Annotated in this window: 20 protein-coding genes and 1 pseudogene; 20 read left to right on the forward strand and 1 reads right to left on the reverse strand. The window is 62.8% G+C overall.

Annotated features, from left to right (window positions below):
* Positions 1 to 813: 813 nt before the first annotated feature.
* On the forward strand, positions 814 to 3,003 hold the full coding sequence (locus H7C19_RS29395; RefSeq protein WP_185672662.1) for an alpha-galactosidase: 2,190 nt from the start codon (positions 814 to 816) through the stop codon (positions 3,001 to 3,003).
* A 154-nt stretch (positions 3,004 to 3,157) separates the two neighbouring features.
* Here the strand turns inward: H7C19_RS29395 and H7C19_RS29400 are convergent, their stop codons facing one another.
* Positions 3,158 to 3,751: a CGNR zinc finger domain-containing protein gene (locus tag H7C19_RS29400; RefSeq protein WP_185672663.1), complete on the reverse strand. Its 594-nt coding sequence runs from the start codon at positions 3,749 to 3,751 to the stop codon at positions 3,158 to 3,160.
* Positions 3,752 to 3,961: 210 nt separating this feature from the next.
* Between H7C19_RS29400 and H7C19_RS29405 the strand changes: the two genes are divergently transcribed.
* The 19 genes and pseudogenes from H7C19_RS29405 (at position 3,962) to H7C19_RS29490 (ending at position 24,197) form a co-directional block, all read left to right on the forward strand.
* The gene (locus H7C19_RS29405) at positions 3,962 to 4,453 is read left to right on the forward strand and encodes a DinB family protein (protein ID WP_185672664.1); all 492 of its coding nucleotides are present in this window, start codon (positions 3,962 to 3,964) and stop codon (positions 4,451 to 4,453) included.
* 128 nt (positions 4,454 to 4,581) lie between these two features.
* Positions 4,582 to 5,931, forward strand: a complete 1,350-nt coding sequence (locus H7C19_RS29410) for a glucose-6-phosphate isomerase (RefSeq protein ID WP_185672665.1) — start codon at positions 4,582 to 4,584, stop codon at positions 5,929 to 5,931.
* A 1,033-nt stretch (positions 5,932 to 6,964) separates the two neighbouring features.
* Positions 6,965 to 7,744 carry a tyrosine-protein phosphatase gene (locus tag H7C19_RS29415; protein ID WP_221469548.1) on the forward strand — a complete coding sequence of 260 codons (780 nt, stop codon included), beginning with the start codon at positions 6,965 to 6,967 and terminating at the stop codon, positions 7,742 to 7,744.
* A 108-nt stretch (positions 7,745 to 7,852) separates the two neighbouring features.
* Positions 7,853 to 8,599 carry a YveK family protein gene (locus H7C19_RS29420; RefSeq protein ID WP_185672667.1) on the forward strand — a complete coding sequence of 249 codons (747 nt, stop codon included), beginning with the start codon at positions 7,853 to 7,855 and terminating at the stop codon, positions 8,597 to 8,599.
* A 4-nt stretch (positions 8,600 to 8,603) separates the two neighbouring features.
* Entirely contained in the window at positions 8,604 to 9,284 is a 681-nt protein-coding gene (locus H7C19_RS29425; protein ID WP_185672668.1) for a CpsD/CapB family tyrosine-protein kinase, read from the forward strand.
* Between the two features lie 57 nt (positions 9,285 to 9,341).
* Entirely contained in the window at positions 9,342 to 11,174 is a 1,833-nt protein-coding gene (locus H7C19_RS29430) for a polysaccharide biosynthesis protein (RefSeq protein WP_185672669.1), read from the forward strand.
* 37 nt (positions 11,175 to 11,211) lie between these two features.
* A complete protein-coding gene (locus H7C19_RS29435; RefSeq protein WP_185672670.1) occupies positions 11,212 to 12,570 on the forward strand; it encodes a flippase in 1,359 nt (452 codons plus the stop codon).
* Positions 12,567 to 13,694 (forward strand): glycosyltransferase family 1 protein, encoded by a 1,128-nt coding sequence (locus tag H7C19_RS29440; RefSeq protein WP_185672671.1) that lies wholly within the window; start codon positions 12,567 to 12,569, stop codon positions 13,692 to 13,694. The genes H7C19_RS29435 and H7C19_RS29440 overlap by 4 nt, the downstream gene beginning before the upstream one ends.
* The gene (locus H7C19_RS29445; RefSeq protein WP_185672672.1) at positions 13,684 to 14,952 is read left to right on the forward strand and encodes a hypothetical protein; all 1,269 of its coding nucleotides are present in this window, start codon (positions 13,684 to 13,686) and stop codon (positions 14,950 to 14,952) included. The genes H7C19_RS29440 and H7C19_RS29445 overlap by 11 nt, the downstream gene beginning before the upstream one ends.
* Positions 14,901 to 15,503, forward strand: a complete 603-nt coding sequence (locus H7C19_RS29450) for an acyltransferase (protein ID WP_185672673.1) — start codon at positions 14,901 to 14,903, stop codon at positions 15,501 to 15,503. Before H7C19_RS29445 ends, H7C19_RS29450 begins: the two co-directional genes overlap by 52 nt.
* Positions 15,481 to 16,725, forward strand: coding sequence for a glycosyltransferase family 4 protein (locus tag H7C19_RS29455; protein ID WP_185672674.1), 1,245 nt, complete (start codon positions 15,481 to 15,483; stop codon positions 16,723 to 16,725). Before H7C19_RS29450 ends, H7C19_RS29455 begins: the two co-directional genes overlap by 23 nt.
* Complete coding sequence (locus tag H7C19_RS29460; RefSeq protein WP_185672675.1) at positions 16,722 to 17,753, forward strand: NAD-dependent epimerase; 1,032 nt, start codon at positions 16,722 to 16,724, stop codon at positions 17,751 to 17,753. The genes H7C19_RS29455 and H7C19_RS29460 overlap by 4 nt, the downstream gene beginning before the upstream one ends.
* 43 nt (positions 17,754 to 17,796) lie before the next feature.
* Positions 17,797 to 18,846 (forward strand): annotated as a pseudogene (locus tag H7C19_RS35065) (glycosyltransferase family 4 protein); the annotation flags it as partial.
* A 75-nt stretch (positions 18,847 to 18,921) separates the two neighbouring features.
* The gene (locus H7C19_RS35070) at positions 18,922 to 19,587 is read left to right on the forward strand and encodes a sugar transferase (protein WP_512698981.1); all 666 of its coding nucleotides are present in this window, start codon (positions 18,922 to 18,924) and stop codon (positions 19,585 to 19,587) included.
* A complete protein-coding gene (locus tag H7C19_RS29470; RefSeq protein ID WP_185672677.1) occupies positions 19,584 to 20,255 on the forward strand; it encodes an acetyltransferase in 672 nt (223 codons plus the stop codon). Before H7C19_RS35070 ends, H7C19_RS29470 begins: the two co-directional genes overlap by 4 nt.
* A gap of 72 nt (positions 20,256 to 20,327) precedes the next feature.
* Positions 20,328 to 21,461, forward strand: coding sequence for a DegT/DnrJ/EryC1/StrS family aminotransferase (locus tag H7C19_RS29475; RefSeq protein WP_185672711.1), 1,134 nt, complete (start codon positions 20,328 to 20,330; stop codon positions 21,459 to 21,461).
* The gene (galU, locus tag H7C19_RS29480; protein ID WP_185672678.1) at positions 21,448 to 22,350 is read left to right on the forward strand and encodes a UTP--glucose-1-phosphate uridylyltransferase GalU; all 903 of its coding nucleotides are present in this window, start codon (positions 21,448 to 21,450) and stop codon (positions 22,348 to 22,350) included. Before H7C19_RS29475 ends, galU begins: the two co-directional genes overlap by 14 nt.
* A 1-nt stretch (position 22,351) precedes the next feature.
* Positions 22,352 to 23,695, forward strand: a complete 1,344-nt coding sequence (gene tuaD, locus H7C19_RS29485) for a UDP-glucose 6-dehydrogenase TuaD (RefSeq protein ID WP_185672679.1) — start codon at positions 22,352 to 22,354, stop codon at positions 23,693 to 23,695.
* Entirely contained in the window at positions 23,670 to 24,197 is a 528-nt protein-coding gene (locus tag H7C19_RS29490; protein ID WP_185672680.1) for a VanZ family protein, read from the forward strand. The genes tuaD and H7C19_RS29490 overlap by 26 nt, the downstream gene beginning before the upstream one ends.
* Positions 24,198 to 24,200: the final 3 nt, after the last annotated feature.

Below are 24,200 nucleotides of genomic sequence, written 5' to 3' on the forward strand. Positions count from 1 at the left end.
AGGAATTGAAAAAAAAGGTTGAGCAGCCGATTAGAGCTGCTCAACCTTTTTTTAGGGGAAACGTGGAGAAGCGCTAAAAATTCGGGATGTAGGAGGAAAGCGAAACGGCGCCAATAAAATCACGCGTTCGAAGGCTTGTAACCCGAAAAATCGAGTTACACCCCGGGGAACGGCGCCCGCACTTCCTGTAACCCGATAAAATCGGGTTACAGCTCACCAAACGGCGCTCGCACCTCCTGTAACCCGATAAAATCGAGTTACAGCCCGCGAAACGGCGCTCGCGCCTCCTGTAACCCGATAAAATCGGGTTACAGCCCGCGAAACGGCGCTCGCACCCCCTGTAACCCGATAAAATCGGGTTACAGCCCGCGAAACGGCGCTCGCACCCCCTGTAACCCGATAAAATCGGGTTACAACTCACCAAACGGTGCCCGCGCCCCCTGTAACCCGATAAAATCGGGTTACGTCTCAAAGCGCCATCAGTCCGCCACGCCACTCGGCCGGCTGTCTGATGGGCATGCTGCCGTTGACCGCGGTATATTTGTTCCTGTAAAAATACTTCATTTAAGGCATGGCGGACGGCACGTGAAAGGATAAAGCCGCCGCCGTCCCGGAGGGGAGGCCAAACCGCCAGGTTGCGGTCTGCTCTCCCGAACCGGGCAGAGGCGGTAGTCGTGCCGTAACGCTTGCCGCAAATCTCCGATTTCTACCGATATCCGTCTCAATCTCGCGACAAGGCTTGACATCCTCCCGGCGAAAAGGTTGAATCAAGAGTAGTAAACACGCGTCCATATTTCATGCTGGAGGAACGTCATGCCGATCATCCACGATCAAGAACAACGCATTTTCCATTTGCAGACACCGAACACGAGCTACTTGCTCAAGCTCATCAAGGACGGTCATCCCGCCCACGTCTACTGGGGGCCGAAGCTTCGCTCCGGCGCTTGGCCCGGCATGTTGACGCACCGCGAGCGGGCGAGCTTCTCGCCGACGCCGTATCCGGAAGACCGGACGATCTCGTTCGATACGCTCCCGCAGGAATATCCCGCGTACGGCACGAGCGACTTCCGCCATCCGGCTTATCAGGTCAAGCTCGCGAACGGCTCTACGATCACCGAACTGGTGTATGCGAGCCATCGCATCTACGCGGGCAAGCCGGGATTAGAAGGTCTGCCGGCTACCTATGCGGAGGCGGACGGCGAAGCCGAGACGCTGGAGCTGGAACTGGTCGACGGCGTCGCGGGACTTCGCGCGATCTTGAACTATACGGTATTTCGCGATCATGACGCGATCGCCCGTTCCGTGCGCTTCGTCAACGAGAGCGCGGCGCCGGTCGAGCTGCTTCGCGCGCTCAGCGCCAGCGTCGACTTCAAGCACGATCGCTTCGACATGGTCCATCTGTACGGAGCGTGGGCCAACGAGCGGAGCATGGCCCGCGAGGCGCTGAATCCCGGCATGAAGTCGGTGGAGAGCCGCAGAGGGTCGAGCTCCCACCAGCACAACCCGTTCATCGCCCTGCTGTCCCCGGACGCGACCGAGCAGGCCGGGGAAGCGTACGGCTTCAGTCTCGTATACAGCGGCAGCTTCGTCGCCCAAGCGGAGGTCGACCAATTCCGCACCGCCCGCGTCTCGATCGGGATCAATCCGTTCGACTTCGGCTGGCGGCTCGAAGCGGGCGCGTCGTTCCAGACGCCGGAAGCCGTGCTCGTCTATTCGGGCGAAGGTCTCGGCGGCATGTCCCGCACATTCCACAAGCTGTACCGCACCCGGCTCTGCCGCGGCGAATTCCGCGACAAGACCCGGCCCGTGCTGGTCAACAACTGGGAGGCCACGTACTTCGACTTCAATGCCGACAAGATCGCGGGCATCGCGGCAGAAGCGCAGAAGCTCGGCATCGAGCTGTTCGTGCTGGACGACGGCTGGTTCGGCCATCGCGACGACGACACGACGTCGCTCGGCGATTGGACGGTCGACCGCAAGAAGCTGCCGGACGGGCTCGAGGATCTGGCGAAGCGCGTGAACGATTACGGTCTGCAGTTCGGGCTCTGGTTCGAGCCGGAGATGGTCTCGCCGGACAGCGACCTGTACCGCGCGCATCCGGATTGGTGCCTGCACGTGGAAGGCCGCCGGCGGACGAGAGGGCGCAATCAGCTCATCCTCGACTTGTCGCGCGAAGACGTATGCGACTATCTGATCGAGACGATCGGCGGGGTGCTCGCTTCCGCGCCGATCGCTTACGTGAAGTGGGACATGAACCGGAACATGAGCGAGATCGGTTCGGCGCTGCTCCCGCCGGAGCGCCAGCGGGAAACCGCCCACCGCTACATGCTGGGACTGTACCGTCTGCTGGAGACGATCACCTCGCGCTTCCCGCACATCCTGTTCGAGAGCTGCTCCGGCGGCGGCGGCCGATTCGATCCGGGCATGCTGTATTACATGCCGCAGACCTGGACGAGCGACAACTCGGACGCCGTTTGCCGACTGAAGATTCAGTACGGCACGAGTCTCGTGTACCCGATCAGCACGATGGGCGCGCACGTCTCGGCGGTGCCGAACCATCAGGTGCACCGGATGACGTCGCTGAAGACGCGCGGGGACGTCGCCATGTCCGGCAATTTCGGGTACGAGCTGGACTTGACGAAGTTCTCGGACGAGGAGAAGGAAGAGGTTACGCGCCAAGTGGCGCAGTACAAAGAGCTGCGGCAGCTCGTGCAGTTCGGGGACCTCTACCGGTTGCAAAGCCCGTTCGAAGGAAACGTAACGGCTTGGATGGTCGTGTCCGAAGACAGGAGCGAAGCGTTCGTCGCCTACTTCCGCGTGCTCGCGCAGCCGAACGAGCCGCTCGAATGGCTGCGGCTCGCCGGTCTCGACGCCGACGCGGACTATGAGGTCGTGGAGACGGGAGATCGGTTCGGCGGGGATCAGTTGATGTACGCAGGCTTGGAGATCCCGTCGCTCCATGGCGACTTCCAGAGCGTCACGTGCCGCTTGCGGAAAGTGTAAGCGAACGACAGAAGGGCAGTTCCGACGGTGTCGGAACTGCCCTTTTTCAATGACGATCAAGAATGATCTCTATACGTTAAGGCATCAACATAGGATAAAGGGCATCATGTCCGCGCCAGAACGGCGCCGGACGCCGAAGCGAGCATACGGCCGATTATTCGGCCATGCCGACATTGAGTTCTTCGGTGCCGCTCAAGCCGCGGGCGATCGCCTTCTTGCGGGCGCGGAATCTCCGGACCTTGATCAGGTTGCCGCAAAGCTTGTCGTCGCAGAAGCGCTTGGAACGATTGCGGGTGTCGTCGTAGTACACCCACATGCAGTCGGAATTGTCGCAGATGCGGATGCGCCGCGGTTCGCCCTCGGACAGGGTCGCCGCGAAGGAAGCCGCGATCTCCGCGCGGATCTGCCGCCAATCGCGGCCCGCAGGCAGCGACTCGACGCGATAGGAGCCGTCGGACGCCGTCAAAGAACGGATCGACATGCCTTCGGCCAAGAACCGGTTCAATTCGATCAAGTCCTCCGGACCGGGGACTGATTCGGAAGCATAAGCGCTCACCATGCGCAGAATTAGATATCGGAGCTGCTTAAGCCGTCTGAGTTCGTCGGGCGTCGGGTAAGCCGTGGGCGGCAGTTCGTGCCGTCTGAGCCACTCTTCGACCCAAGCCGGATCCGTCAGCCAATCTTCGGACACCCCGCTGCCTCGCCAATCATGACATTCGCTGTTCGCAAAATCAATCCATAACCTCATATCCGCACCTCGCTTTCTCCTAATATAATATAACACATTAATGCGGTAAAGCGGTAGCCCTTATAAAGCGGTAACGCGATAATTGTTTTTAGCGGTTAAGCGCTAATCCTTGTTGATTTGCACAAAATTGTGGTATGATCTGTTTTGTAATCATTAAAATGGTTTAAGAAGATTACATTAAACAAATCACCCACGCGGGAGGAGAAGCGCATGAGCAGACTTGAACTCTTGAAGCAGTATTGGGACTTTACGTACGATCAGGAAGACTGGTTCCCGCCGCTGAAGGACGCGCTGAACGGCGTTACGGCAGCGCAGGCGGACTGGCGTCCGGAGGGCGAAGCCGCGAATACGATTCGCGCGACCGTTCACCATCTGGTCTTCTACAAAGAGCGGTTCCTGCAAGCGCTTCAAACCGGAGACGCGGGTTATCCGCCCGGGCTGACGAACGACGATACGTTCAGGGCGGACGGCACGGACGAGGCATCCTGGACGGCGGTGAGGGCGCGGCTCGAAGCCGCGCACCGGAGCTTGCGCGCCCTCCTCGGCGCGATGACCGAATCGGACCTCGAGAAACGGGTGCCGAAGACGGAGACCGGCCAGTGGTTCATGAGCCTTATCGCGCACGACGCCTACCACACCGGGGAGATCGTCCAGATCCGCAAGCTGCAGGGCTCCTGGCCGGCCCGCAGGTCGTTCGAGTAGGACGAAGACGGCGCCAACGCCTCCATCTCCTTCCGGTCAACTTGTGCCGCGGGACAAATTTAAGTATTCTAGAGCTACGTGCCTCAACGAAGCGGCCAACATTGACTGAGAGGGGTTTGAAGGAAAAGATGAGCCAAAGCATTCGTCTCGATTATTCAAAAGCACTGCAGTTCGTCGGTCAGCACGAGATCGACAACCTGGCGCCCGCCGTCAAGCTGGCCCATGAGCAGCTACATAACGGTACCGGCACAGGTTCGGACTATCTCGGCTGGATCAACCTGCCGTTCGATTACGACAAGGCGGAGTTCGCCCGCATCCAGCAGGCGGCGAAGCGGATCCAATCCGACTCCGAGGCGCTTGTCGTCATCGGCATCGGCGGCTCCTATCTCGGCGCCCGGGCGGCGATCGAGATGCTGTCGCACTCGTTCTACAACACGCTGACGAAGGAGCAGCGCAAGACGCCGCAGATCTTCTTCGCCGGCAACAATATCAGCTCCACCTACGTGACGCACCTGCTGCAAGCGCTCGAAGGCAAGGACTGGTCGATCAACGTCATCTCCAAGTCCGGCACGACGACCGAACCCGCGATCGCCTTCCGAATCTTCCGCGAGGCGCTGGAGAAGAAATACGGCAAAGAAGCGGCGAAGAAGCGCATCTACGCGACGACCGACAAGGCGCGAGGCGCGCTCAAGACGCTGTCCGACGCGGAAGGCTACGAGACGTTCGTCATTCCGGACGACGTCGGCGGCCGCTATTCCGTCCTGACGGCCGTCGGCCTGCTGCCGATCGCGACGGCGGGCATCGACATCGAGGCCATCATGAAGGGCGCCCAAGACGCGGCTACGGAGTTGAACAATCCGAACCTGGCCGAGAACCCGGCATACCAGTACGCGGCGATCCGCAACGCGCTGTACCGCAAGGGCAAGGAGATCGAGATTCTCGTTAACTACGAGCCGGGCCTGCACTTCGTATCCGAATGGTGGAAGCAGCTGTACGGCGAGAGCGAAGGCAAGGACTACAAGGGTATCTACCCGGCGTCCGTCGACTTCTCCACCGACCTGCACTCCATGGGGCAGTTCGTACAGGAAGGCAACCGCATCATCTTCGAGACGGTGCTCCAGGTGGGCGAAGTGCAAGACCAGATCACGATTCAGCGCGACGAGGCGGACTTGGACGGCCTGAACTTCCTCACCGGCAAGACGCTGGACTTCGTGAACAAGAAGGCGTTCGAGGGTACAATCCTGGCGCACACGGACGGCCAAGTGCCGAACCTGGTCGTGCAATTGCCGGATCTGACGCCGCATACGTTCGGCCAGCTCGTCTACTTCTTCGAGATCGCATGCGGCGTGAGCGGCTACCTGCTCGGCGTCAATCCGTTCGACCAGCCGGGCGTCGAAGCCTACAAGGTGAACATGTTCGCCCTGCTGGGCAAGCCCGGCTTCGAGGACAAGAAGAAGGAACTGGAAGCGCGCCTGTAAGCTTAATCGCTAACGTCAAGAGGCTGTTCCAAGGTGATCCGACCTTGGGGCAGCCTCTTTGGCTTGGGAGAAGCGGACCGGGGGATCGCGAAGGGCGGTGTGCGTGGGGAAGAAGTTTAGGGGATTGCGAAGCGGCAATGCTCCCGGGCGAGACGAATCCGGCAGCGGGCGGCAGACGAGCCCGCCAACGGGCCGATTCCGGTCCCGACCCAGGGGGCCCCCGGGCGGAGGTGCCGGACGTCTATCCCGGAATGGCGGGACGACGGCAGCCGTCATTCCGGCAGGGGAGCGGCGGGCGAACCCGGACGCGGCTAGGCGGATCGGCCCAAGACGAGCAGCATTGGTTCGCGCGGCGGCGGTACGGGACCGAGAGACGCCGGACGACATGCTTTTCATTTAACAAACATCTGGAACGGCTTGCGATCAGCGTTTACAAATGCCCGGATTTCGGGTTTCGCCCGGATGGCGGTTCTTCCGAAGCTTGCTTGCCGGAGGAATTCCGCGAAGGAATTGTTGCTCTGCCGCCGCTTTATCCCGATTCAAGAACGGCCGCTATGGGTATAACGGTTCGGTCTTCGGGCGTCCGCGATTCGACATTCGCTCGGGGAGACTCGCCAGCTTTTTGGGCAGCGACGTGCCGAAAGGACTAACTCTCGCGAACGTGCGTGCGGCAAGGCCCAGCCGGCCGGCTTCCGCGAACCGACGCGGAACCTGCGCATAGCCGCGGAAATCCAGCAGCGGCGCGCATTGGCGGCGATCGGACCGTTCATGCTAAAGTCTCTATTTTTTCTGAAAATTTAATTACCATTTTCAAGTAATAAAACCTTTTCACATCCATAAAAAGAAGAAAACTGGATGGGAAATGTTCCCTTCTCGTCGTACGACGCCGTTTCGTGAATGGGGATAATTTCCTTTCTTTATTTTCAGAAAATAATCGTGTCGGTCTAAACCAATTTAAGCCTTTCCTCTCTCCATCGGCCGGAAAGGGGTGTGACATAATGTTGACAAGACCGCTAGGAAAGGGGAGTGAAGCTTGGTTGACCTGCATAGTCACATTCTTCCCGGGATAGACGACGGTCCGACGACTTGGGAGGAGAGTCTCGAGATGGCCCGGATGGCCGTACGCGAAGGAATCGAGATCGTCTACGCGACCCCGCATCATCTCCTGCCCCCTTACGACAACGATCGCTCCCGGATCTTGAAGGCGGTCGCGAAGCTCGGGGATGCGCTCCGGGCGGCGCGCATTCCGCTGCAAGTCCGTGCCGGCCAAGAGATTCGGATGACGCCGGAATGGCTTCGCGAAGCTTACGAAGGCAGGCTGCTGCCGCTCTCCGGCACCTCCTATGCGCTCATTGAACTGCCATCCGCCGGGATACCCGAGCATTTGGCGCACGCGGTGCACGAGATGGGCATTCTGGGTTGGCAGCCCATCATCGCGCATCCGGAGCGGAACCGGGAGATCGCCCGGCATCCGGAGCGGCTCCGGCCGTTCGTCGAGGCGGGCGCGCTCTGCCAATTGACCTCTCATTCCTTGACCGGGCGGTTCGGCAACGAGACCCAGGCGGCCGCCATGTCCTTGTGCAAGCGCGGATTGGTTCACCTGGTCGCATCCGACGCCCACGATTGCAAGCGGAGGCCGTTCGAACTGCGCGCGGCCTACGACGTCCTCGAAGGGCGGTTCGGCAAGCTCTATGTCCAGCGGCTCGAGCGGAACGCCAGACAGATCGCCGGCGGCAAGCGGGCGGAAGCTTCCTCCGCGGCCCGGCGGCGGCCATGGACCAGCGTGCTCGCGGGATGGGTGAATGGACGATAACAAATCGGAAAATTCGGAATTATCAAAGTATAAAGCGAAGGAGGCCCGATCGCTCACAGTTGCAACGCAATCCCCCACAAACCTACGAGAGAGACGGGAGGCTGAATGGTGAATGTTGATCTGGATTTGAAACAGGTGCTGTCCCTGATGCGCAAACGGTGGTGGCTGATCGCGATCATCACCTTGCTCGGCACATCGGCGGTGGGCGTGTACAGTACCTTGTTCTTGAAGCCCGTCTATCAGGCTTCGACCAAGCTGATCGTCAACACGGCATCGGATATCGGCGGTTTCAAGCTCGATCTGAATCTGATCAACTCGAATATCAGCTTGATCAGCACGTACAAAGAGATCATCCGCACGCCGGCGATCATGGATCTCGTCTCGGAGCACCCGGAGCTCGGCGTCACCTCGGACGAACTGATCCGCAATATCGGATTCAGCTCCGTGAACGGCACGCAGGTGGTTACGCTCACTTATCCGGACCATGACTACAAGAAAGCGGCGAAGATCGTCAACGAAGTGTCGGTCGTCTTCCAGCAGGAGATTCCGAGCATCATGAAGGTCGACAACGTGTACCTGCTGAACAAGGCGGACGTCGACAAGCAGCCTGCGCCTTTCAAGCCGAACAAGAAGCTCCACACGGCCGCAGGCTTCGTCGTCTTCCTGCTGATCGGCATCGGCACGGTGCTGCTGCTGGACTTCTTCGACGACACGCTGAAGAGCGAGTCGGACGTGGCGGCCGTGCTCGGACTGCCGACATTGATCGTCATCCCGAAGATGAAGCCGGTGAACGAATCGCCGCCGAACCCGCCGAATTCGCCCAAAGTCGCGGAAGACAACAAGAAAGCGGGGTGACGGGATGTCGAGATTAACGGAAAGCCGAAAACGCATCATCACGGATCGCCAGCCCAAGTCGCCGGTCGCCGAAGCTTACCGCACGCTCCGCACGAATCTGCAGTACTCGGGGCTCGACGAGCCGATCCGCACGCTCATGGTGACGTCGGCCGCGCCGCAGGAAGGCAAGTCGACGACGATCAACAACCTGGCCGTCGCCTACGCCCAGGGAGACTGCAGAGTGCTGCTGCTGGACGCGGACATGCGCAAGCCGACGGCGCACTTCGCCTTCGGCCTGTCCAACCGGTTCGGCCTCAGCAGCGTCTTGGCCGGCCAGAGCGAACTGCTCGAAGCGGTGCAGTCGACCCACGTGCACAACCTGTCGGTGCTCACCTCGGGCGCCACGCCGCCGAATCCGGCGGAGATGCTAGCTTCGCGGAAGATGGACAAGCTCCTGGCGGATCTGCGGGAGCGCTACGATCTGATCCTGATCGACACGCCGCCCGTGCTGGCCGTGAGCGACGCGCAGATCGTCTCGACGAAGTGCGAAGGCGTGCTGCTCGTCGTCAAAGCCGGCGAGCTGAAGCGCGGACCCGCGCTGCGGGCGAAGGAGCAGCTTTCCTTCGTGGGCGCCCGGATGCTGGGCGTCGTCCTGAACCAGGCGAAAGGCAAGGATGCCGGACATTATTACAACTACAACGCCTAAACTCGCTTAGCTCGTCTAGAGAAATGCCCTTAACGGGACCTATAGGAGGGAAACAGCATGCGCGTATCCAAACGGGTGCCGACATGGATCGGCCTCGACCTGGTGTTCTTGTGGTTAAGCGTCTACTTCGCCTTCGTCGTTCATGACGGGGGGCTGCCATCCGGCCAGACCGCTTATCTGGCGGTCATCTACGGACTCGTGCAGGCGCTGGCAGGCGTCGGGATCATGTTCGTCTTCGGCCTGTATCGCCGCATCTGGCAGTATGCCAGCGTAGGAGAGCTGGCCGCGCTCGGACAAGCCGCGCTCGTGAGCACCGCCGCCGGCTACTTGGTCGCCGCGGCCGCCATGGGCCAGATGATCCCGCTGTTCGCGCCGGTTCAGAGCTTCATGTCGGCGCTTCTGCTGCTGGGCGGCAGCCGGTTCCTGTGGCGCCTGGCGTGCGACCGCTTCGGCGGCGAGCGCGGCGGCCGGGGCGCGAGCCGCAAACGGACGCTGATCGTCGGAGCGGGCAACTGCGGGACGCTCTTCGCCAAAGAACTGCAGCAGAACGCTTCCTACCAGGCGCAGCCGGTCGCCTTCGTCGACGACGATCCGTACAAGCACCGGCTCGAGGTGCTAGGCATCCCGGTGCTCGGCGGCCGCAAGGACATCCCGGCCATCGTCGCGGACAAGGACATCGAGGAGATTATCATCGCGGTGCCTTCCGCCTCGAAGACGCAAATCTCGGAGATCGTGAAGATCTGCAAGAATACGAAGGCGCGGCTCAAGATCGTGCCGAACCTGCAAGATTTGATCCACGGCAAGACGGCGACGCACCAGATCCGGGACGTGTCCGTCGAGGACCTGCTCGGGCGCGAGCCGATCCGCACCGACCTGAAGGGCATCGCCGACTACGTCGCGGGCAAGGTCGTCCTCGTGACGGGGGCGGGCGGTTCGATCGGCTCGGAGCTGTGCCGGCAGATCGCGCCGTTCCAGCCGGAGCGGCTGCTCCTGCTCGGACACGGGGAGAACAGCATCTACACGATCGAGATGGAGATGCGGTCCGCGTTTCCCAAACTCGCGATCGAGACGGTCATCGCGGACGTCCAGGACCGGACGCGGCTGGAGGAAGTGTTCCGCTGCATGAAGCCCCAAGTCGTCTTCCACGCCGCCGCGCACAAGCATGTGCCCCTCATGGAGCGCAATCCGTCCGAAGCGATCAAGAACAACGTTTTCGGCACGAAGAACGTTGCCGACTGCGCGGACGCGTTCGGCGCGGAGCGGTTCGTGCTCATCTCCTCCGACAAAGCCGTCAACCCGACGAGCGTCATGGGGACGACCAAGCGGATCGCCGAGATGTACATCCAGGGACTCGACAAGACGAGCGAGACGAAGTACGTCGCCGTCCGCTTCGGCAACGTGCTCGGCAGCCGGGGAAGCGTCATCCCGCGCTTCAAGCAGCAGATCGCGAGCGGCGGGCCCGTCACGGTCACGCATCCGGAGATGGTCCGCTACTTCATGACGATCCCCGAGGCGGTGCAGCTCGTCATTCAGGCCGGCGCGTTCGCGCAGGGCGGGGAGATCTTCATCCTCGACATGGGCAGTCCGGTCCGCATCTACGATCTGGCCGTCGACCTGATCCGCCTGTCCGGCTTCGAACCGGGCGTCGGCATGGAGATCACCTTCAGCGGCATCCGCGAAGGCGAGAAGCTCTACGAAGAATTGCTCACGAAGGAGGAGGGGCTCACCTCGACCAAACACGACCGGATCTACGTCGGCAAGCCGTCGCTCATCAACCGTTCGGAGTTGGAATTCGAATTCCGCCTTCTCGAACGGGTGCTCGCCAAGGATCCCGAAGAGATCCGCAGCGTGCTGCAGCAGCTGGTGCCGACCTACCGGAACGTCTCGTAATCATCCGCCGAAGCGAAAGAGGGGAATCGTTAATGTCATGCAAGCCGTGAAAGGAACGGCCGCAACCAAACCTACGAACGCCGTGGCCCGCGTGCTGGCTCGCAAGGGAGGCACCGCCTTCCTGCTGAACGCCTCCGGCATGGGCCTCGCGTTCCTGCTGCAAGTCTGCCTCGCCCGGGAGCTTGGAGCGATCAGTTACGGACATTACGCCTATGTGATGACCGTGATTACCTTCCTGGTCTTCCCGGCGAAGCTGGGGTTCGATATGACGATCGTGCGCTACGTCTCCGCCTACCGGGCGGACGATCGCTGGAGCGAGATCAAGGGCATCCTGCGGTTCGCGAACCGCTGGTCGCTGGCCCTCTCGCTCGCCGTCGTCGCCATCGGATACGCCGTCTTGCAACTCTATGCGCGTTCGATGGAGCCGGACCTGTACGCGACCTTCCTGATCGGCCTCGGGTGCGTGCCGTTCCTGGCGCTCGCGCTGCTCCGGCAGAGCGCGCTCCAGGCGCTGAACGAAGTGCTGTACGCGCAGATGCCCGAGAAGATCATCCGACCGGTCCTGCTCGTCGTCTGTCTCTACGCCGCTGTATGGATCGGACAATCGGCGGCAAACGCGCCGCTCGCCATGGCGCTGTTCGGATTGTCCCTGCTCCTGACCTATGGGATGGGAGCGGCGGTGCTCCGAAGAAAGACTGTAACGCATATGCAAGGCATCGATCCCGTCGTTCATCCGAGAGAGTGGATGGGGACGTCGATCTCGCTCATGATCAACGCGGGCATCTACCTAATCCTGGGTCAGCTGAACGTGCTGATGACGGGGATGATCCACGGCACCTACGAATCGGGCATTCTGTCCGCGGCCGTGCGGATCGCCGCGCTCGTCACGTTCGCGATGACGGCGATCAACATGACCGCGGCCCCGCTCATGTCGGCCGCCTACGCGCAGAAGGATATGAAGCGGCTGCAGAGCGTTTGCACCGCATCGGGCGGTGCAGCGCTGGCGTTCGCCCTCGTCGTCCTGCTCGTGATCGCGTTCTTCGGCCGGCCGATCCTGGCGATCTTCGGCCCCGAGTTCAGAGAGGGCTACATCCCGCTCCTCATCATGGCCGCCGGCCAGTTCGTCAGCGCCCTGTGCGGGCAGACGGGGATGGTCATGACGATGACGGGACATCAGAGCACGCTGACCAAAGCGCTGATCGTATCGGCGATCCTGAACGCCGCGCTGAATCTGATCCTGATCCCGTCCTACGGGATGACCGGGGCGGCGATCGCGACGTTCGCGGGGGGCGCGTTCTGGCCTTTCGCGATGGTATTCGTCGTCCGTCGCAAGCTCGGCATCCAGACGAGCCTGCTGCAGACCTTAGTGAACCGGAACCGGAGGGATGGGGAATGAACCGTAGAATCAAGGTGCTCCACATCGTCGGGAAAATGCATCCGGGCGGCATCGAGACGCTGCTGATGAACATCTACCGGCATATCGATCGAACGAAGTACGAATTCCATTTTGGCGTCCAGACGGAAGAGAAGGCCTTCTACGACGACGAGATCGTCTCGCTGGGCGGCAAGATCGTCCGCCAGCCGCATCCGAAGGACGGCCTCTGGGCGTACCGGCGGGCGCTGGTGGCGAACATCCGCGAGCACGGTCCGTACGACGCGATCCACAGCCATATCTTCGGCTTCAGCGGATACGTGCTTAAGGTGGCGAAGGAGCTGGGCGTGCCCGTGCGCATCAGCCACAGCCACAATACGCAGGACAGCCGCCGGGAGAGCTGGTTCCGCTCGCTGTACCGCGCGCATATGCGGCGGTTGATCCGCTCCCATGCGACGGGCATGCTCGGCTGCTCGAACGAAGCGTGCGAGTCGCTGTTCGGCGGCGATTGCTGGCGCGACGAGCGCGTGAAGGTGTTCCCCAACGCGATCGATCCCGCGCCGTATGCGGGACTCCAAGCGAAGCGGACCGTGCTGAAGGAACGCTTGGACCTGCCGCCCGGCGCGGTGGTCGTCGGGCATATCGGACGCTTCAGCCCGCAGAAGAACCACGCCTTTCTGCTGGAGAAGTTCGCGGCTTTTCGGGGCGTCTGCCCCGATGCGCACCTGCTCCTGATCGGCGACGGCCCCTTGCGCGCCCAGACGGAAGCGCAAGCCGCGGCGCTCGGCCTCGGCGAGAGCGTCCGGTTCCTCGGCGTGCGCAAGGACGTGCCCCAACTGCTGGGCGCCATGGATCTATTCCTACTCCCGTCGCTGTACGAAGGGCTTGGCATCGTCTTGATCGAGGCGCAGGCGGCGGGCGTGCCCTGCCTCGTCTCGGATCGCGTGCCGCCCGCCGCCGATCTCGGCATCGGCCTGCTGAAGCGGCTGCCCCTGGAAGCGGGCGCCGATCGCTGGACGGATCTCATGCTGCGCATGACGGGCGCCGCCGAACCGGTCGCTTGGTCCTCGCGGCACCAAGCGCTGCTGACCAACGGCTACGACATCGGCCAGAGCGTCCTGCGGCTGGAGCGCATGTATGGAGGTTAACCGCGCGCTCCACCGGCCGATCCTCGCCGTCATCTACGCGGCGCTCGCCCTGCTGGCCGCCTGCTGGCTGCTTAGCTGGGACACGGACGCCGGGATCGCGCTGTTCTTCGCGCTGATGCTGCCGCTGCTCGGCCTCATGCGTTGGCCGAATTCGCCGCGGCTGCTCTTCCTAGGGTTCGCCGTGATGGTCGGCGGCAAGTTCGTCTACGCGCTGACGCAGGATCCGCTCAAAGGACCGGACGAACGGAATTACTTCGCCCAGGTCGCCGCGTTCCAGGATCTCGGCTCCTTTTTCGCCTACGCCTGGGAGCAGATCACGCTGAACGGGTTCAACGTCTCCGCGTATCCGATCTTCGGCTTGCTGTACATGCCGTTCTACAAGGGCGTGCAGCTCGAAGACCCGCTCGCCATCATCGTGTTCAACTCGCTGCTGCTGCTGCTGGTCGTGCATCAGACTTACAGCTTGTGCAGAAACCACTTTCGCTTCGCGCTGCCGGCGCTGGCGGAGACGAAGTTCCACGGCTGGACCGCGTTCGCGCTGTTCGTCAGCCCCTCGTTCATGTTCATGACCTCGATCTTCGCGAAGGACGTGACGAGCGTGCTGCTCGGTCTGCTCGGCGCCCTGCTCCTGCTGCGCAAGCGCTATGTCCTGTTCGTGGCGGTGCTGCTCTACGCGACCGGCCTCCGGGACTACGCCATCGTCTACACGCTTGGCTATTATCTGCTGTTCCGGGGCCGCATGAAGACGGCGCTCGCGATGCTGGTCGTCTCGCTGGCCGCCGTCGTCCTGTTCGCGGGCGTCTCCGGCGCGCTGAATGCGGGGCTGCTCGCCGTCTTCCTGTTCTTCAGTCCGAATCCGCTGAAGCTGGGCAACTGGGACGCGGCGGTGCTGTACCGGACGCTCGAGGCGATCTGGATGTCCTTCTCGCTCGTCGCGGCGGCGGTCGTCTACGCCAAGGCGCCGGAGACGAGACGGTTCTACCGGCTGGCTTTAATCGTCCTCGTGACGTATGCCTGCACCCTGATTCTGGTCGGATACGTCACGGTCGTGTCGCGGGAGCTCGAGTACGGGGTCGGCACGATCGGCGACAACATGGTGCGCAAGAAGCTGCCGGTGCTGCCGCTGCTCTACATTTTCAGCGCGTATACGATGGTCTGGCTTGGGAAGCTCACCCGTCCGATCCGTCGGATTAAGGAGGTGCAATCATGCGGGGAAGGGACAAGTTCAGCCGGTTTAGACCGTTCATTCGAGCCGTAACGGCCGTCATGAAGCCGGTGCCGCGGCCCGTGCTTCGCTGGTTCTGGCAATGGAGCGACGCGCTGCCCGGGTTGGCCGGCGCGACGCTGCGATACTGCCTGCTGAAGCGCCTCGCCCGGCGATGCGGGGACAACGTCATGATCGGACCCGGCGTCGAGATCCGCTATCCGGAACGGCTCTCCGTCGGCGACAACGTGAGCGTCCATCGCCAGTGCTATCTGGATGCCTACGGCGGCATCGAGATCGGCGACGACGTCTCGATCGCGCACCAGTCGTCGCTCATCTCGTTCGAGCACACGTGGAGCGACGAGTCGCTGCCGATCCGCGACAATCCGCTCGTCACCGGGACGATCCGCGTCCATGACGACGTCTGGATCGGCTGCGGCTGCCGGATCCTGTCCGGCGTCGACATCCACGGCCGCTCCGTCGTCGCCGCGGGCTCCGTCGTCACCAAAACGGTGCCGCCGGGGACGGTCGTCGGCGGCGTGCCCGCGAAGCCCATCAAGAAGATTAGAGAGGAGGGCGCTTATGAACGTTCTATGGGCTCATGACCACATGTTCTACTACAACGAATCCGGCAGGTACTATTCCGGGGGGAAGCTGCCGTACAAGGTCTGGCAGCGTTACCTGAACGTATTCGACCAGATGACGGTCGTCGGGAGGGGACGCAAGCTGCCCGCCGAAGCCGATACGACCGGCAAGACGCTGTCGAGCGGGCCGAACGTCGAATTTCTCGTGATGCCCTCGCTCAGCAATCCCGTGAACAAGCTGACCAAGAAAGGCTACGTCGAACGGATGCTCACGGACGCCATCCTGCAGGCCGACGCGGTCATCGCGCGGCTGCCGAGCGAGCTCGGCGCCGAGGCGATTCGCCTGGCCCGCAAGTTCGGCAAGCCGTTCGCCGTCGAGGTGGTCGCCTGCGCTTGGGACGGCCTGTGGAATTACGGCAACGTGCAGGGCAAGCTGTACGCGCCGTTCTCCTATCAGAAGACGCGCGCGCTGGTCCGCCAAGCGCCGTTCGCCATCTATGTGACGGATGCCTTCCTGCAGCGCCGTTACCCGAACAAGACCGGACGGATCGGCGTATGCTCGAACGTCGAGATCGCCGAACCTCCTTCCGAGGTGCTGGAGCGCCGACTCGCGCGGATTCGGAACAAGCCGGCGGACGAACCGCTCGTCTTCGGCTTGATCGGCTCGCTGAACGGCCGCACCAAAGGAATCGAGGTCGCCCTGCGGGCGCTGGCCCGCATCCGGGATAAGCTGCCGCCGTTCGAATTCCGCATCCTCGGCGACGGCGCGCAGGATCGCTGGAAGGCGCTTGCCGACCGGTTGTCCCTGGGCGACGCGGTGAAGTTCTGCGGCGTGCTCCCGAGCGGGCAGGCGGTATGGGAGTGGCTCGACGGGATCGATCACTACCTGCAGCCGAGCTTCCAAGAGGGCCTGCCGCGCGCCGCCATCGAAGCGATGAGCCGGGGCTGTCCCGTCATCGGCTCGACGGCGGGGGGCATTCCCGAGTTGATCCCGCCGGATTGCCTGCACAAGCCGGGGAACGATCGGCAGCTCGCGGAGCGGATCCTCGCCTTCGCGGGACGGACCGAAGAATTGATCGCGCAGGCGGAGCGCAACTTCGCCCGCTCGGCCGACTTCGTCAAGACGAAGCTGGACGATCAGCGCGAGCGGTTCTGGCAGTCGTTCCGGTCCTACGCGGAGCAGAAAGTCGTAAGCCGCACGCAGAGAGAAGCAATGGATCGCGAGAGGAGAGAGATGGCATGACGATCGTCGTGACGGGAGCCGCCGGCTTCATCGGCTATCACCTGGCCGCAAGACTGCTGCTGGAAGGCAAGCAAGTCATAGGCATCGACAATATGAACGATTATTACGACGTCAAGCTGAAGGAGGACCGCCTGGCGCGGATCGCCGATCACCCGAACTTCACGTTCCATCGGACGGACGTAGCCGATGCCGCGGCGCTGGAGGCCGCCCTCGCAGGAGAAGAGGTGGAGGCGTTCATCCATCTGGCGGCCCAGGCGGGAGTTCGCTATAGCTTGCAGAACCCGCGGGCCTACATCGATTCCAACTTGGTCGGATTCGGGAACGTGCTCGAATGGTGCAGGCAGCACCGGGCGGGCCACCTGATCTACGCTTCGTCCAGCTCGGTCTACGGCATGAACGAGACGATGCCGTTCTCCGTGCACGACAACGTCGATCACCCGGTCAGCCTGTACGCGGCGACCAAGAAGGCCAACGAGCTCATGGCCCACTCCTACAGCCATCTGTACGGCATCCCGACGACGGGTCTCCGCTTCTTCACGGTCTACGGTCCGTGGGGACGTCCGGATATGGCCTACTTCTCGTTCACGCGGAAGATTCGGAACGGACAGCCGATCGAAGTGTTCAACGGCGGGCGCATGCAGCGCGACTTTACCTACGTGGACGATATCGTCGAGGGCATCTTCCGGTTGATTCCGGTCGTCCCCGCCCCGAATCCCGACTGGGATCGCCGCCTGGCGGACCCGGGCACGAGCAGCGCGCCGTACCGGGTGTACAACATCGGCAACCATCAGCCGGTCGAGCTGATGACGATGATCCGGACGATCGAGGAAGCGGTCGGGCGCGAAGCGGTCATCGACTACAAGCCGATGCAGCCGGGGGACGTCACGGCGACGTACGCGGACATCGCCGATCTGCAGCAAGCGACCGGCTTCGCTCCGTCGACCCCGATCGAGGAAGGTCTGCGCCGCTTCGTGGCGTGGCATAACGCTTATTACGAGGAGAGGGAGCTGGTCGTCCCCGCCACATGAGGCGGCATCGCCGGAGGGTACCGAACACGAGAGGAGGGAAATGATGACGAAGATCGCTCACGTCTGTACGTCCGCGATCAGCCACAAGATCTTGGCCGACAAGCTGGAGTTGCTGCGGCAAGCCGGGTACGACGTCCATCTGGTCTCGTCCAGAGACGGCTACGATCCGCGAATGACGGAAGCGACGGGCCTGAAGCTTCACTTCGTGCCGATGGACAGGCGGATCCGCCCGTGGGCGGACCTCCGGTCGGTGCTGAGCTTGCGCAAGCTGTTCCGCGAGATGAAGTTCGACGTCGTGCATACGCATACGGCCAAAGCGGGGGTGCTCGGACGCATCGCCGCCTGGACGGCCCGAGTGCCGACGATCGTGCATACGAGCCACGGCTTGCCGTTCTACGAAGGCCAATCGCCCAAGGCGTACCGCCTGTACCGGGAGCTGGAGCGCGTCGGCGCCCGCTTCTGCCACGCGCTCTCTTCGCAGAATCGGGAGGACATCGCCAAGCTGCAGGAGCTCGCGCCGCGCAAGCCGGTGTATTGGGAAGGCAACGGGATCGACTTGGACAAGCTGACCGAAGCGAAGGAACGGGTCGGGGAAAGGTCGCTCTCCCTGCTGCGAACCGCCTACGGGATTCCCGAGGGACGCCGGGTGCTGCTCATGGGCGCGCGCTTCGAGCCGGTCAAGAACCACGGACTGCTGCTGGACGCGCTCGACCGGTTGAACCGGCTCGGCCGGCTGGACTTCACGACGCTGCTCGCCGGCACAGGACCGCTAGAGAGCGAGATCAAGGCGCGCATATCCACGCTGGGACTGACTGAGCGCGTCCTGCTCATCGGTCATCAATCGCCGCTGCACGATCACCTGTTGTTGGCCGACGCGGTGGCGCTCACGTCCGAGAAGGAAGGCATTCCGCGCATCGTCATGGAGGCGATGGCGTTCGGACGGCCGGTCATCGCGACGGACGCGCTGGGCACGAGGGAGCTCGTGAGCCCGGAGCGGACGGGCATGCTCGTGCCCTTGGAGCGTCCGGATCTTCTGGCCGAGTCGCTTGAGCGGCTGATGGGGGATGCGGATCTGCGGGAGCGGATGGGGGCCGAAGCCCGCCGCGTCGTCGAAGCGGAATTCACGGAACGGATCGTCGTCGAGCGGCTGTGCCGCCTCTACGCCGAGCTGGATCCGGCGAACGCTTCCTCGCTCCGCAGACGGGGAGCCCGCCGCCGCGCGTTCGCCAAGCGCCTGACCGATCTCGCCGTCTCCGTGCCGGCGCTGCTGTTCCTGCTGCCGACGCTCTTGATCGTCGCAGGGCTCGTCCGCTGGAAGCTGGGGTCGCCGGTGCTGTTCAAGCAGGAGCGGCCGGGATTGTACGGCAAGCCCTTCAAGGTCTACAAGTTCCGCACGATGACCGATCGGCGGGACGCGTCCGGCGAACTGCTGCCCGACGCGGACCGGCTTACGGCGTTCGGACGGCTGCTGCGGAAGCTCAGCCTCGACGAGCTGCCGCAGCTACTGAACGTCGTCAAAGGAGACATGAGCCTCGTCGGTCCGCGGCCGCTGCTCATGGAATACTTGTCGCTATATACGCCCGAGCAGGCGCGCCGGCATCATCTTCGTCCGGGCATCACCGGCTGGGCGCAGGTGAACGGACGCAACGCCGTCTCTTGGGAAGAGAAGTTCCGGCTGGACGTCGACTACGTGGACAAGCAGACGGTGACGCTCGATCTCAAGATCTTGCTCCTCACGGTCCTCAAGGTCGTGCGCCGCGAAGGCATCGCCCAGGAAGGCCATGCCACCGTCAGCAAATTCACGGGAAGCCGAGAGATGGAGATGTCCTCATGACGAGACAAGCGCTAATCCTCATCGGCGCGGGCGGCCACGGCAAAGTGGTGGCGGAAGCGGCCGCCGCGACGGGCCGTTACCGGGTCGCCGCGTTCGCGGACGACAAGTACGAGCAGGAGAAAGTCGAAGGCGGCATCCTTCGCGTTCCCGTCGCCGACGTTCAGCGGCTGCTCGGACGGCTGGACGACGTGCAGTTGATCCTGGCGGTCGGCAACAACGTCGTACGCAGACGGCTGGAAGCCCGATTGGGCTTGTCGGCCGATTGGTATGCGACGGTCGTCCATCCCTCCGCGGTGATCAGCAAGAGCGCGACGATCGGACGCGGGACCGTCGTGCTGGCAGGTGCGATCCTGAACGCGGACGCCGTCGTCGGACGGCACGCGATCGTGAACACCAAGGCGGTCGTCGAGCACGATTGCGCCGTCGGGGATTACACCCACGTATCGCCGGCCGCGGCGCTCGCGGGAGGCGTGACGCTGGAAGCGGGCGCCCAAGTCGGCATCGGGGCCTGCGTGCTGCCCGGTCTCACGGTCGGCGCCTGGAGTACGCTCGGCGCCGGCGCGACGGCGATCCGGGACGTCCCGGCCGGCTGCACGGCGGTGGGCGTGCCGGCTTCCCACATTCGGTACCGGAACGCGCATCAGGACCATCTGCTCCAAGTGGAGTGAGGGATAGACGAGAGGAGTGGAACGACAGTGCCGCAAGAACAATCATCCCGTATTTTCCTGTCTCCGCCCCACATGGGCGACCAGGAGCAGGCGTACGTGCGCGAAGCGTTCGCCACCAATTGGATCGCGCCGCTCGGTCCGCACGTCGAAGCGTTCGAGCGGGAGCTTGCCGCCTATGCCGGCTGCGAAGGCGCGGCCGCGCTCAGCTCCGGCACGGCAGCCATCCATCTGGCGCTGCGGCTCGCCGGGGTCGGCCCCGGCGACGACGTGTTCGTCTCTTCGCTCACCTTCGTCGCGAGCGTCAATCCGATCTTGTATCAAGGAGCCAACCCGGTCCTGATCGATTCGGACGAGGAGAGCTGGAACATGTCGGCGAACGCGCTGAAGCGCGCCTTCGAAGACGCGGTCCGGAACGGACGGCTGCCCAAAGCGGTCGTCGTGGTCAATCTGTACGGCCAGAGCGCGGATATGGATCCGATCCTCACGTTATGCGGCCGCTACGGCGTGCCGGTCATCGAAGACGCGGCCGAATCGCTGGGCGCTACTTATAAAGGAAGAAAAAGCGGAACGCTCGGGGACTACGGCATCTATTCGTTCAACGGCAACAAGATCATCACGACGTCCGGCGGCGGCATGCTCGTATCGAACGACACCGCCGCCCTGGAGCGCGCCCGCCATTGGGCGACGCAAGCGCGCGAACCTGCGGCGCACTACGAACATACGCAGATCGGCTACAACTACCGGCTGAGCAATGTGCTGGCCGGCGTCGGCCGCGGCCAACTGGAAGTGCTGGACGACCGGGTGGAGGCGCGGCGCGCCGTATTCGCCCGGTATGAGCGGGAGTTGGGCGGTCTCGACGGATTCCGCTTCATGCCCGAGGCGCCGTACGGCCGATCGACCCGCTGGCTCACGACGCTCACCGTCGATCCGGCGGAGGCCGGCGTGACGGCCGGCGACCTCATCGCGGCGCTCGGCGAAGCGAATATTGAAGCGCGCCCGGTCTGGAAGCCGATGCACCGGCAGCCGCTCCTCCAGGTGTACCGCTACTATCCGCACGAGGAGCGGGACAGCGTGTCCGACCGGCTGTTCGAGCAAGGCCTGTGCTTGCCTTCCGGTTCCAGCATGACCGAACGCGATCAAGATCGGGTCATCGAATGCTTATTCGCCCGAATCAAAGGATGGAGGTACCGACATGAAAGTGCGTAAAGCGATAATTCCGGCTGCCGGTCTCGGCACCCGATTCCTGCCCGCCACCAAGGCTCAGCCGAAGGAAATGCTCCCGATCGTGGACAAGCCGACCATTCAGTACATCGTCGAAGAAGCGATCGCTTCGGGCATCGAAGACATCCTGATCGTCAGCGGCCGCGGCAAACGCGCCATCGAAGACCACTTCGACAAGTCGTTCGAGCTGGAGGAGACGCTGGACAAGAAGGGCAAGAAGACCGAGCTCGCCCAGATCCGCTCCATCTCCGATATGGCCAACATTCACTATATCCGGCAAAAAGAGCCCAAAGGGCTCGGCCACGCCATCTGGTGCGCGCGCAGCTTCGTCGGCGACGAGCCGTTCGCCGTCCTGCTCGGCGACGATATCGTGCAGTCGGAGGAGCCGTGTCTCAAGCAGCTCATCCGGGTGTTCTCGCGCTATTCCTCTTCGGTCGTCGGCGTGCAGCGCGTAGCCGACGAGGACGTGTCCAAATACGGGATCATCGCCCCGAGAGGTTCGTCCATCGAACCGTCCGTCTTCTTCCTGGACTCGCTCGTCGAGAAGCCGTCCCGCAAGGCGGCGCCTTCGAACTACGCGATCATGGGCCGGTACGTGCTGATGCCCGAGATCTTCGACATCCTCGAGGTTCAGGAACCCGGCGCGGGCGGCGAGATTCAGCTGACGGACGCGATCAAGCAGCTGAACGAGCTGAAGACGGTCGTCGCTTACAACTTCGAGGGCGTCCGCTACGACGTCGGCGACAAGTTCGGATTCATCAAAGCCACGCTGGACTTCGCGCTGCAGCGCGAAGACCTTCAGGGCGACGTCATCGGCTACATTCAATCGATCTACGAGCAGCAGCTCGCATTCTTGAACAAGGTGGCGAAGTAGGATGCAGAAAATCGCGGTGATCGGAACGGGTTACGTAGGTCTAGTCTCGGGCACTTGCTTCGCGGAGATCGGCAACCGGATCATCTGCTGCGACGTCGACGAGCAGAAGATCGAGATGCTGAAGCGGGGCGTCGTGCCGATCTACGAGCCGGGTCTCAAGGAGCTCATCGAGAAGAACGTGGCCGCGCAGCGGCTGCTCTTCACCTCGAACGTCGGCGAAGCGATCGAAGCCGCGGATATCGTCTATATCGCCGTCGGCACGCCGATGTCGGAGACCGGCGAAGCGGACATGAAGTACGTGAAGGCGGTCGCCAAGAAGATCGGCGAGCATCTGAACGGCTACAAGATCGTCGTCAACAAGAGCACCGTGCCCGTCGGGACGGGCGAGCTGGTGCGGCAGATCATTTTCAACCACCGCAAATATCCGGCCGTCCACTTCGACGTCGTGTCCAATCCCGAGTTCCTGCGGGAAGGCTCGGCGATCGCGGACTGCATGAACATGGACCGGGCGATCATCGGCTCGACGAGCGAGAAGGCGGCCAAAGTCATCGCCGATCTGCATGCCCCGTTCGGGACGCGCATCTTCACGACGGACCTCGAGAGCGCGGAGATGATCAAGTACGCGGCGAACGCGTTCCTCGCCACGAAGATCTCGTTCATCAACGCGATCGCGAACATCTGCGAGCGGGTCGGCGCGGACGTGACCGAAGTGTCGGCCGGGATGGGTCTCGACAGCCGCATCGGCAGCAAGTTCCTCCAGGCTGGGATCGGCTACGGAGGCTCGTGCTTCCCGAAGGATACGTACGCGCTCGCCCATATCGCCGATCAATCGGGCTACGACTTCGAGCTACTGAAGGCGGTTATCCGGACGAACGACCGGCAGCGGCTGCTCGTCCTGGACAAGCTGGGCCATGCGCTCGGGCAGCTCGAAGGCAAGCGGATCGCCGTCCTCGGCCTCGCGTTCAAGCCGAACACGGACGACATGCGCTACGCGCCGTCGCTTACGATCGTACCCGAACTGGTCCGAATGGGCGCCGCGGTCCGGGCCTTCGATCCGGTCGCCGCGACAGCCGCCCGGTCTATGCTTCCCGAAGCGGTCGGCTACTTCGACTCGGTCGAGGAGACGATCGAAGACTGCGATGCCTGCGTCATTCTGACGGAGTGGGCGGAGATCGCCGGGATGGACCTGACCAAGGTGCAGAAGCTGATGCGGGCGGCCGTCGTCGTGGACGGACGTAACTGCTTCTCGCAGGAGACGATGCAACAGCACGGGATCGCCTATCATTCGATCGGCCGCCGCCCGGTGGGTCTGGCCGGCAGTGGGCTTCATACGGCGAATTTCTAAGCTGCTTCTGGGTTTGGCCGTCCTGGCTTGGTGCGGCTTGATCTTCCATCTCTCCCGGCAGTCGTACGCCCAGCAGAGCATTCGTCCTTGGCTGCGCAGAATCGCGCCAAAGGAGGTGATATCCGAGCGCTTACCGGCAGTAACGGTCTACTATGACGGCGCGGTGATCGTCGCGCGACAGGATCCCTACCGATTCATCGAATTCTTCGTCCGCAAGGGCGCGCATCTGACCGTCTACGCCATCTTGGCTGCGGTTGCGACAGTCGCCTTGCGGAGCTTGCCGGGCTTGCGCGGACGACGACTCGCGGCGATCGCCGCCGTGTTCGTCCTGACGCTGATCGTGGCCCTAACCGACGAGGCGCTGCAGTCCGAAGCGGCCATGCGGACGCCGACGCTGCTCGACGTAGGCATCGATCTCATCGGTTCCGCGGTCGGATTGGGACTCGGGTGGAGATTCGGTACGAAGCGGAGGGACACCTCAATGGAGAGGAAGGATGATTAAGCA

Origin of the sequence: Cohnella nanjingensis (genome assembly GCF_014212125.1) — a bacterium.
In the GTDB taxonomy this organism is placed as follows: Bacteria; Bacillota; Bacilli; order Paenibacillales; family Paenibacillaceae; genus Cohnella; species Cohnella nanjingensis.